Source organism: Pseudomonas sp. MF09150, assembly GCF_059862355.1.
Map to the genome: position 1 here is coordinate 61,001 of NZ_JCBCUS010000017.1, position 9,312 is coordinate 70,312.

Annotated in this window: 11 protein-coding genes, 1 tRNA gene and 1 pseudogene; 6 read left to right on the plus strand and 7 right to left on the minus strand. The window is 55.1% G+C overall.

Going from position 1 to position 9,312, the window contains the following annotated elements; genetic code table 11:
- Positions 1-640: 640 nt before the first annotated feature.
- A tRNA-Leu gene (locus AC19YX_RS33780) sits at positions 641-727 on the plus strand.
- Between the two features lie 41 nt (positions 728-768).
- Here AC19YX_RS33780 and AC19YX_RS33785 read toward each other — a convergent pair.
- From AC19YX_RS33785 to AC19YX_RS33795, 3 genes are all read right to left on the minus strand, one after another.
- Positions 769-1,167 (minus strand): hypothetical protein, encoded by a 399-nt coding sequence (locus AC19YX_RS33785; RefSeq protein ID WP_500607971.1) that lies wholly within the window; start codon positions 1,165-1,167, stop codon positions 769-771.
- 47 nt (positions 1,168-1,214) lie between these two features.
- The gene (locus AC19YX_RS33790) at positions 1,215-1,376 is read right to left on the minus strand and encodes a hypothetical protein (protein ID WP_500607972.1); all 162 of its coding nucleotides are present in this window, start codon (positions 1,374-1,376) and stop codon (positions 1,215-1,217) included.
- 501 nt (positions 1,377-1,877) lie between these two features.
- Positions 1,878-2,849, minus strand: coding sequence for an AraC family transcriptional regulator (locus AC19YX_RS33795; protein WP_500607980.1), 972 nt, complete (start codon positions 2,847-2,849; stop codon positions 1,878-1,880).
- A gap of 99 nt (positions 2,850-2,948) precedes the next feature.
- On the opposite strand from AC19YX_RS33795, the gene AC19YX_RS33800 reads away from it, so the two are divergent.
- Both AC19YX_RS33800 and AC19YX_RS33805 read left to right on the plus strand, forming a co-directional pair.
- Entirely contained in the window at positions 2,949-4,199 is a 1,251-nt protein-coding gene (locus AC19YX_RS33800) for an MFS transporter (RefSeq protein WP_500607973.1), read from the plus strand.
- Positions 4,200-4,402: 203 nt separating this feature from the next.
- Entirely contained in the window at positions 4,403-4,654 is a 252-nt protein-coding gene (locus AC19YX_RS33805; protein WP_500607974.1) for a hypothetical protein, read from the plus strand.
- A 67-nt stretch (positions 4,655-4,721) separates the two neighbouring features.
- Here AC19YX_RS33805 and AC19YX_RS33810 read toward each other — a convergent pair.
- A pseudogene (locus AC19YX_RS33810) lies at positions 4,722-5,247 on the minus strand (DNA cytosine methyltransferase); the annotation flags it as partial.
- Between the two features lie 95 nt (positions 5,248-5,342).
- A complete protein-coding gene (locus AC19YX_RS33815; protein ID WP_274609830.1) occupies positions 5,343-5,471 on the minus strand; it encodes a hypothetical protein in 129 nt (42 codons plus the stop codon).
- Between the two features lie 255 nt (positions 5,472-5,726).
- Here AC19YX_RS33815 and AC19YX_RS33820 point away from each other — a divergent pair, with 255 nt between their 5' ends.
- Together AC19YX_RS33820 and AC19YX_RS33825 are read left to right on the plus strand one after the other, a co-directional pair.
- Entirely contained in the window at positions 5,727-6,554 is an 828-nt protein-coding gene (locus tag AC19YX_RS33820; protein ID WP_500607975.1) for an MrpH family fimbial adhesin, read from the plus strand.
- A 157-nt stretch (positions 6,555-6,711) separates the two neighbouring features.
- The gene (locus AC19YX_RS33825) at positions 6,712-7,311 is read left to right on the plus strand and encodes a hypothetical protein (protein ID WP_500607976.1); all 600 of its coding nucleotides are present in this window, start codon (positions 6,712-6,714) and stop codon (positions 7,309-7,311) included.
- A gap of 37 nt (positions 7,312-7,348) precedes the next feature.
- Here AC19YX_RS33825 and AC19YX_RS33830 read toward each other — a convergent pair whose 3' ends face one another.
- Positions 7,349-7,675: a hypothetical protein gene (locus AC19YX_RS33830; protein ID WP_500607977.1), complete on the minus strand. Its 327-nt coding sequence runs from the start codon at positions 7,673-7,675 to the stop codon at positions 7,349-7,351.
- A gap of 165 nt (positions 7,676-7,840) precedes the next feature.
- Between AC19YX_RS33830 and AC19YX_RS33835 the strand changes: the two genes are divergently transcribed.
- A complete protein-coding gene (locus tag AC19YX_RS33835) occupies positions 7,841-8,473 on the plus strand; it encodes a hypothetical protein (RefSeq protein WP_242487522.1) in 633 nt (210 codons plus the stop codon).
- A 628-nt stretch (positions 8,474-9,101) separates the two neighbouring features.
- Here AC19YX_RS33835 and AC19YX_RS33840 read toward each other — a convergent pair.
- On the minus strand, positions 9,102-9,312 hold a 211-nt coding region (locus AC19YX_RS33840; RefSeq protein WP_500607978.1), incomplete at its 5' end, for a hypothetical protein.

Here is a 9,312-nt window from a genome sequence, read left to right on the forward strand (position 1 = left end):
CGAAAGGCCCGGAAGTTTAACAGGCCAAACCCTGTCTGCTGGGCGACTGCTGACCATCGACCCGGATAGGTCCGACGGCAGCGGAATTTGGCAAGCTCGGATGGCCGATTGATGACAGTTGAACATGTGATGTTTTACTTCTAACTTGCGCCTGTTCGCCCAGCACAGACGACTCTTTACCGGTTCATGGATGGCGAGGTCGTACGTGCTGGGCGAACCCTTCGCTGACTGCTTTTTCTCCCTTCTCATCATCAATAGCGCATCACGCGCGTTTGCTCGCAGTGTTCGATCAGGATTGGATCCCACTCAGCGCCTGGCGGACGCATAAGCCTTTGAAAATCAGTTGGTTGCGATATATTTCGCATGTTAAGCTGCGCAACTCGCGAAAACCTTCAGGGAGCTCACGTTCAAGCCGGTAACGGTACAGGACGTACAAAGCACCACATTGTTGGATGAGCACTGTAGATCAATGATTTATGGCGCTTTTTTCTGTCGAAGAAGTAAAAGGGTGCAGATTGCCAAAAGGGCTCTACGACCTTGCTTCAGTGCAAAGGGATGTATATATTCCTCCCCTTGCCGCAAATGCACCGGAATGGCTTGACCCAGATTAACCCCTTCCACGCTGCTGCATAGCGCTACCGCCCGAATGGCGAAACTGGTAGACGCATGGGACTTAAAATCCCCCGCTCGTAAGGGCGTGCCGGTTCGATTCCGGCTTCGGGCACCATATTTATCAAGGGTTCGCGTGATTTATCAGGCGAGCCCTTTTTATTTCTGCTCCGCAATTTGATGGTTTTGGCGTGAGCCTTCCTTCGCCACAAAACCCATAGTTCCGCACGCCTCGTAGTCCTCTCTCAGCGCGAAGTGGTCTCGGCACGACGCGCATTTGCTGAAAGCCGCAGCGAGAAGAAGAGGCCGGGCTCGCAGGTACATCTCGAATTCGTGGTTTTCCAGGGCGACCTGCGCGGTGTCGAGCAGCGCCGGGTATGCGTCGGGGGCATCGATGTTCGAATACTCTTTCCCGTTGGTGCGCTGGCCGGTGATCACCAGGTCATAAATGCTGCCGTCTGGCTTTGTGATCGTCATGCCATCCATTGTCCAGGCTTCGGCGCTGGTTCTGAACACAAGCCGACGTGTTCCGTTCTCTTCTATTACCTGCGCTGCCATCTGGCCGACTAAATCCTCTGGAAAGCAAATGCTGCCGTTGAGCTTGCCTATGGGTGGGCCGCCAGCTCGCGGCATGAGGTCATAGAAGCCCCAGGCGAGTAACCGGGTTCCCAGTCATTTAGGGTTTCGACTGCATGCCAATACGCTGCGTTGGCCAGTTCGACGATTTCCAGCTTTTCCATCCGATCGATGGCGTCGGTGTCGAGCATGTCGCCCGAGTTCGCGCTACAGATGGTTCTGTGGGCCTCTGGGTTCGCCACCCGCAATTCGTAGTCATCAAGGTGCTGGCGACACTTGGCTGGTTTGTGCGTGGGGGAAACTGCTTTTCTAAAGCTGTATGTGCATGCATTAAACGAGGCTAGAGGGGGGGCGCGAATTGAGGCGACGAGCTGTAGCGGATTTGGTCATGACCATGTAGGCGGCCACCAGTGTCGGTGCGACCTTTATAAGCGATAAGACCGGTAGGTTCGTTTCAGGGAGCGATAGCCACCGCAACCTCGACTGGTTTTTGCATGGTTTAAGCCCGGTGGCTGCAAACGGGTAGGTATGCGCCATCGCTGACTGCAGCTAAGCGGTGATAGCTGCCTGTTGCGAGGGCTGCAATCGAGACCTATTGCAGGTAATCGGGAGTAACAAGCCATAGCAGCCGTTCACATCGGGGGATTATCAGATCGATACAAGCGTCTCTGCACACTCCACATCTTCGTACTTCAGGATGCAATCGAACGAGCCATTTGCCGACTGGCGCCGGGTGGCTGGCCGGTGATGCGCTTGAAGGCACGACTGAAGGCCGCCTGCGAGGTGTAGCCCAGGCGCTGCGCGACGGTTTCGATAGGCACTCGCTCGAGACTTAGCCATTGACTGGCGAGGCGCATTCGCAGCTCCGTTGCATAGCGCAGCGGGGGGATGCCGATAGTGGCCTGGAAGCGTTCTGCGAAAACCGAGCGAGAGGTATTACATTGCGCCGCCAGTTCCGCGACGGTCCAGTCACGCGCCGGCTCTCGGTGCAAGGCCAGAAGCGCGCGAGCTAGCCTGGGGTCGCGTAACGCGGCCACCCAGCCAGAAGCGTTGCCGCAGGCGCATTCAACCCAGCCGCGCACGATCATTGCCGCCACTACGTCGGCGAGGCGAGCGAGGATGCCTGCGAAGCCGACGCGTGCGGAACGAACTTCGCGCTCCATGGAGGCGAGAATCGGCATAAGCCCTGGATAACGCTGCCCCCTGGCATCAATCAGCATCAGATCAGGCATCAACCCGCCGAGACCTTGCATGCTTCCGAGTTCAAACTCCATGCAGCCGCTAAATATAATGGTGGTGGGGCTGACATCGGCGCCGGGGGAAGCATCCACGGCGCATACCGCGTCGCCGAGAGGGGCCGCATCGAAGCTGCCGATATCTTGGGCGGGGACGTCCAGGCTTGAGAGAAGTTGATGAGATTCACCCTGAGCGATGAACACGGCGTTGCCGGCCGACAACTCGTAGAAAGTGCCGTCCTCCGCACACAGGACGGCGGTGCCGACGGCGAGGAAGTGGAAGTAGGCGTGTCCTGGTTTGGCCGCAAAACCCAGCCCGAAAGAGGGGCCGGCCTGGATGCGACGGTACTCGACGCCCCGCAGGCGCATGCCGCGCAACAGTTCGTTGATGAGATCGGACGATAAGGCGAACTGATCTAGAGAATTCATTTCGGGGTTTTGATCAAAAACTAAAGATTTTGCATCATAGAACATCCTGTTCTGCGTCCATAGACTTCTGGTTGAGATAATTTCCAGAGGTGTTTAGTGATGAGTAATGGGGTATGTGACGTTGTAGCTGATGCGCGCTTTGGCAACGAGGCTGATTTAGAGCCAACGACGCCGGCCTGGATGGCGGTATTTTCGCTGGCGATGGGCGTGTTTGGATTGTTGACGGCGGAGTACCTTCCGGCCAGCTTGCTGACGCCGATGGCCGTTGAACTAGGGGTGTCGGAAGCCCTGGCGGGGCAGGCGGTGACAGTGACGGCGGTAGTGGCGCTGTTCTCCGGGTTACTGGTGCCAGGCTTGACGCGAGGGATCGACCGGCGAGTGGTATTGCTGTGCTTTTCCACGCTGATGATTGCCTCCAACTTGCTGGTGGCTTTCTCTTCCAGCCTGATAGTGCTGCTGATCATGCGGATTTTGCTAGGTATCGCACTGGGCGGCTTCTGGAGCATGGCGGCGGCAGTAGCGATGCGCCTAGTGCCGGCTGCGCTACTGCCACGGGCCCTGTCGATTATTTTCAGCGGTATTGCAGTGGGCACTGTGGTGGCGGTGCCGCTCGGCAGCTATTTGGGCGGGCTGTATGGCTGGCGCAGTGCTTTTGTGGCGGCCGCCGCCGTCGGGGTAGTGACGCTGGTTTTCCAGCTTTTCACGCTGCCGCCGCTGGCGCCGCGCAGGACGGCGCGGTTGAGAACGGTGCTTGAAGTGCTACTGCGTCCGGGCATTGCCGTTGGCATGCTGGGTTGCGTGCTTGTGCACACCGGGCACTTCGCGTTGTTCACCTACATCCGGCCGTTTCTGGAAAGCACAACCGGCGTGGGGGCCGAAGGATTGGCGTTGATGCTTCTGGGGTTCGGCGCGGCGAACTTCGTCGGCACGCTGTTGGCCGGCTGGCTACTTGAACGTAGCCCGCGCGGGACAATGGTGCTGATGCCTGCGCTGGTCGGCGTTGCAGCATTAGCCTTGGTGTTGCTGCCTGCTTCTGTGCCGTGTCAGGCATTGTTGTTGGCACTCTGGGGCATGGCTTTCGGCGGTGTACCTGTGGCGTGGTCAAACTGGGTAGCCCGGGCGGTGCCAGATCAGGCGGAAAGCGCGGGAGGAATGGTAGTGGCCTCGGTGCAGTCGGCGATCGCTGCGGGTGCTGCTGCCGGGGGCGCTATGTTCAGTTTCAGTGGCATCGCCGGCGTATTTGTCGCTGCCGGCATCCTGATGCTGCTCGCAGCGCTGTTGATCGGGATGCGGGTCAAGGTCGAAGCGCCGGAGCACGGCGCCGGAGGCAATTCGGTTCTGCATCTTTAAGATGACTTGTCAGGTGGTGGATAGCTTCAATATCAGTGTAGATAGCGTAATCTAGAGCCGTCGCGGCCGTCAGCAAGAGAATACTATTCACCAGTTGGTGTAAATTTATAATTGATTTTCAGAAACACAATTAACAATCGCGTCCATTAGAACGCTCGCAAGTTCGCGTCTATCTACGCGTGTGTTAGGCCACAGGAAAGAGTATGTCCGACATCTTCATTATCCAATCGACGGAAGTGTTCTCTCGCCTTAGCGAATCTCATCCCAGTGTCGAAGTTTGGCAGGATAGCGAGTTCTCAGATGATGGTTACGCTTACTACTGGCTGGTGGCGAACAGCGACGGCGAGACCCGTATGCTTGCCTATGTCCGCTGCAAAGATGGAGGCTGCGAGCAGCGCACCTATGATCTTGAGGGCGATGATCTTTGGATCCCCGCGGGCACTGCTGCGGCCTAACCCTTCATTCAAGCCGACGCCGCTTCGTAGCGCGGCCTAATTCAGCCGTAATGGCGAAGGATTCAGCGAAGACGTATCCACATCCGCACGGGAGTGGAAGGGCGAAAGGAGCTGTTCGGGTAACGTCTTGCCCCTCGCCTCGGCGCGACGCAGTGTCCAGGCGCATGCCTTCGCGCTCAAAAAGCACCTCGGTGGGATCGAACCCGTCTCTAGAACTTGCGACAACGAACACACGACGGCGTCGTTGGGCCAGGCCGAAATATTGGGCGTCCAGGACCCGCCACGCGATCGCTCTTTTGGGTCCATACACACAACCAGCGTCCTGCCATTTCTTCCCTGGAGGCTGCAGCTCGTAGTCTTCCCCGGCAAGCGCGCCAAGAAAGCATCCGAAGGCGTTCCCTTTGTCGCTGAGTACGCCGGGGACGTTCTCCCGGACGATGACGCTGGCGGGCTTTCGCTGGCCGGCGCGAACATAGGTGGGCCAGGACCGCCGAGGGGAACGGCTCAATCTCGGCAAACCAGGCGGCGCGCATGCCCAGCGGGTGCCACGCTTGTGTTGCAGCCTCTATGCCGCTGCAAACAGGGCCGTAAATGAACTGCTCGGCGTACTGCGGAGCGTCGAAGAGCGGCGAGAGCTGGCGAACCGTACCCCCTATGATCTTTCAGTTCGCTTGGCGACCAACTCCAGCTATTCCGCTTCAGGGATCGGCTCTACGCCGCCAACGGCCTTCGGGCTCTTCCGGGTGCCTGCCGTTTTCTTGCGAGCCTCGGTCTTGGCGACATCGAGGGTCATTCCAAACACTGCAAAGGTGCTCATGGGTTATCTCCAGGCGTGCGCCTGCCTCGCCGACTGGCGTGATTCGTTGGTTGTAGACGCCGTGTACAGTTTTAAGCGGGATGATTTTAGCGAGTGCACCTATCAGTGTTGTCGGAAAGTTCCTGCTGAATTTCAGAAGTTTCCGATAGTCTGGGTGCCTAAGAGCGGCGATCTTAGATCGCTTCGCGAATAGTTGCTTACATGTGCGCATAAGTATATGTCATCTAACTCTTGCCTATATTGAGAGTCAAAGAAATGAAGTCCGTTATTTTTTGTGGGATTGTTAGATGCTTACTATTATTTATGGTTTTTACTAGTGCTAACGCGGTTTCTCTGGTTTCAAATGGAAGCCGAAATGAGCAAGGTGGTGTTAGGTACTACTTTACTATTACTGATTGGTTGTCTGGAAGTGGTTCCGGGTATTGTACTGATTGGGGTGCGACTAAATGTGATCTGTTTATAGTGGCAGTTGGCGAGCAAGATCAGTGGCTTAGAAATGCTGTATTTAGCGAATACCGCTGGAAAGATATGACGGCTGGGGGTTCATTGGCTGAGTTGTATGAGGAGATGAGAATGCAAGGTTTTTATATACCATTTAGTGGGTCTATATTTGTTCCTAACTCCTACAAGAAGCCGAGTGATTTTTGTATATCATTTGGAGTTCAACATAAGTATTCGGGGACAGGTCGCCCCGAAACCCGTATTGGATCTTGTGCTCGTGTTGCTACCCCTCCCTTAGCGTGTGTCGTTTCAGGTAATACAACAATAAGTCATGGTGTTATTAATGATAATGTTGTGAGTGGCAATGAGGCAGCAACGCAACTTCAATTAAAATGCACTGGGGGCTCCAGCTTGATTTTAACTGCAGGCAAGGAGAGCCTCTCGGGCGTTAAGTTGAGAGTGGATGGTAGTTTGTATTCCAAGCTGACTATTGAAGGGAAGTCAGCAGCAGAAGGTGTTTCAGTTCCAGTTATAGAAGGCGTACCTAAAGCTATATCTTTAAAATCTACTCTTTACAGTAATGGTAAAGTTGAACCAGGTTATTTCTCTGGATCAACAGTGATGACGATTTCATCACCGTAGCGCCGTCAGGCTTCTTGTCGATCTTGTGGATTGCGCGGTGAAGTACGGGCATTGCGTTTAGCTCAGGTAGGCGCCGCCCTCCAGGTTCCGGTGGTGGCAATTTGGTTTGGGTTGGGGTATCTGTCGTTGTTGAATTACATCCTGCTAGGAGCAGAAATTGACGATAGAAAATTTGGTCGTGACGCTAAATCGAGTTCCAGAGATCAGAGCAATAGTGGATTCAGGTACTGATTGGACGGTCCTTGTCGGCTTTGCACTTACGGCTTTGGCAGTGTTCGCAGGAGCCTGGGTATCGATTTTTACATTCGAGAAAACTGCACACAGTCAGATGATCCTGGCTAAAGCAGTAGCGCTTAAAGAGAGCCGGCAAGCATGGATCAACGAGTTACGTAACACGTGCGCTGAATACATCGCCGCAATCGGTATGTTACAGGTCCACGCCACTGGCACCGAAGATCACGGGGCGTTCATTAAGCTCGTCAAAGACCATGACCCATCGGCCGCGGCAGGCTTGAAAGATAAGTGGGAGGGGGAAAAGAGGACGTTGATAATGACTGCCTTTTCACTGGGAGCAAAAATACAACTGCTCTCAAACCCCAATGAACCTGACTTCGAGAAGCTAAATGCTGAAGTGAACAACGCTTTGAAATTCGCCAGCACCCCAGGAAGTAACGTCTACGATAACTGCGGTCGAATTGTCGAGTTGGCTCAACAAATTCTCAAGACAGAGTGGAATCGTGTAAAAGAGATGCGTTGAATAGCCCGCCATTGCCGAATGCAGCGAGTAGGGTGGGTTATGCGGGCTCAATGATTTCGTCGGCAGGGTCTTTCTGGATGGCGAGCAGGCTTTTGTTGCGGAACTCCCGCTCCACGTTTTGCGATGGTTCGTAATTGTGGCGCGGCGGATTCAAGAGTGGCTGACACTTCGCGGAGCCCAGCGCATGCAGGTGATGAATCATCAGCGTCATCGCTTCGCCTTGCTCAGTGATGCCTGACCACTCCATCAGGTCGGCAAGGGCTTGGCGGGTACCAGAGCGAACCCTAAGCCTCAATTCTTCCTCCGCAAGTGCCACTCGCTTCCTGGCAGTTTTTGTCGAGCGTTCCTGCACAGTCTTGGCCATGGCCAACCTCTTTAATTCCGGTGTGTGCGCCCATTCGTTAGCGCCCTGATTGCCTAGCGTTTGCTCTTGGGTACTGGGGGGGCGGCGTGAAAAAACCTGATGCCTCTGGGCCAGACCGTCTGGTAGTAGTGGTACCGTCTACGCAGCCATCCTGGAGCCCGCTAGATGCCTCGTCAAAGTCCAACTCATCTCATCGCAACGCCTCTAGCCGCGCCAAGTACTGCAAACCCTGGCGCTCACCCACCTATTTGGCATCGAGGCCCGGACTTACCGATCATTGGCAGCACTGGTTCGGCCATTTGGGGTTTCTGCTTTATGTTGCTTTGGTCGTTGCCGGGCTTAGGGCTGACGATATTGCTCCTTCTCGGGTTCGAAGCGATGCAAGGTGAATCGCGCAGCGATGGGTCGAGTTTCACGTTGTCGTTGCTCATCCAACTCCTGCTTGTTTCTGTTGTGCTAATGGGGCTGGTCTTCGCGTGGATGTTCTCTGCGCCTGAAGTGCTGGCCTTCACGTTCGATGAAAACCAGCAACTGCTTACCCTCACTATCACCCGTCGCGGCCGTAAGCCCACCGAAGTGCAGGTGCCATTCAGCGACATTAGTTGCATCACCCCTTACTTGTTCGCCAGTTATGACCGCGATGGCCATTTTAGCGTCGTGTGTCAGGGACCGAAGGACAAGCAGTTCGTCTATCGATTGGCTGAGGGTACTTCTCTGGAAGAAATGGAGTTTCATGCTGCGTGGTTGCGAGGAATGATTGGCTCACGGATGCACGAAGTGGTGAATCAGGACAAATGAACGGCTACATCGCTTGATACAGGCTATGCGGCGCACGAATTGGTGCCCAAGTTGATCTTTGGCTTGCATGATGTCACCACTGAACTCCGCTTTATCCGTATCAAAGTCATAGAGGGGAGAGGTATCGTTGCCACCTCAGATAGGGAGGTGCGCTGTGGTCGTACACGGAGTTGAATACACGTTTTTTACCGCCTCACACGTGACAAAGGGGCATGACGGCTTGGGGCTTGAGTGCTGGCGTGGCAACGATATGGTCCTTGAGATATTCAGGAATGACGAAACGCTGCGTTTTGAGGTAAGCCTGTTCGAGCAGGATGTCCCTCTGGAGTTGCTCGAGTTCGCTATCTCGACTGCTCGCGAAAGCTTGGGTGAGTTTGCGCCGTAGAACCTCTCCTTGCCGATATAGCAACTGACTTTGAAGGGGGAGGGTTACAGCGGGTTGAGGTGAGTAATCGAAGTGCAGAGCGCGGTAAGAAAAGCCCCCGTGATCCATTTCCAGACTGTCCGGTAGTAGTGGTAACGTCTACGCCGCAATCTCTTGAGACAGCCAGATGAATTATCAAAAACCAGCTGACGACTTAGCAACACCACCTGGCGAGCCAAACACTGCCCACCCGTCTATTTGGTATTACGGCCCTGAAATACCCATTATCGGAAGCAACGGTATGGGCGTTTTTGGTTTCTCTCTTGCGCTGATTCTGCTTTTACCCGCGGCGGCCGCAAAAACTGAGTGCAACACCTCACCCTCCGGTAAGGTGCCGCCATGTCCTATACAGAACTCAGCGTCGAAGAACGCGCCACGATCCAGGTCGGGCAATATCAAGGTCTTAGTCAGCGCG

Bases quoted from the DNA above. Each gene is read 5' to 3' on its own strand.
- AC19YX_RS33835 (WP_242487522.1), top strand. From the start codon at position 7,841: ATGCCTCGTCAAAGTCCAACTCATCTCATCGCAACGCCTCTAGCCGCG.
- AC19YX_RS33805 (WP_500607974.1), top strand. From the start codon at position 4,403: ATGTCCGACATCTTCATTATCCAATCGACGGAAGTGTTCTCTCGCCTT.
- AC19YX_RS33795 (WP_500607980.1), bottom strand. From the start codon at position 2,849: ATGAATTCTCTAGATCAGTTCGCCTTATCGTCCGATCTCATCAACGAA.
- AC19YX_RS33830 (WP_500607977.1), bottom strand. From the start codon at position 7,675: ATGGCCAAGACTGTGCAGGAACGCTCGACAAAAACTGCCAGGAAGCGA.
- AC19YX_RS33800 (WP_500607973.1), top strand. From the start codon at position 2,949: ATGAGTAATGGGGTATGTGACGTTGTAGCTGATGCGCGCTTTGGCAAC.
- AC19YX_RS33785 (WP_500607971.1), bottom strand. From the start codon at position 1,167: ATGGCAGCGCAGGTAATAGAAGAGAACGGAACACGTCGGCTTGTGTTC.
- AC19YX_RS33820 (WP_500607975.1), top strand. From the start codon at position 5,727: ATGAAGTCCGTTATTTTTTGTGGGATTGTTAGATGCTTACTATTATTT.
- AC19YX_RS33815 (WP_274609830.1), bottom strand. From the start codon at position 5,471: ATGAGCACCTTTGCAGTGTTTGGAATGACCCTCGATGTCGCCAAGACC.
- AC19YX_RS33790 (WP_500607972.1), bottom strand. From the start codon at position 1,376: ATGCTCGACACCGACGCCATCGATCGGATGGAAAAGCTGGAAATCGTC.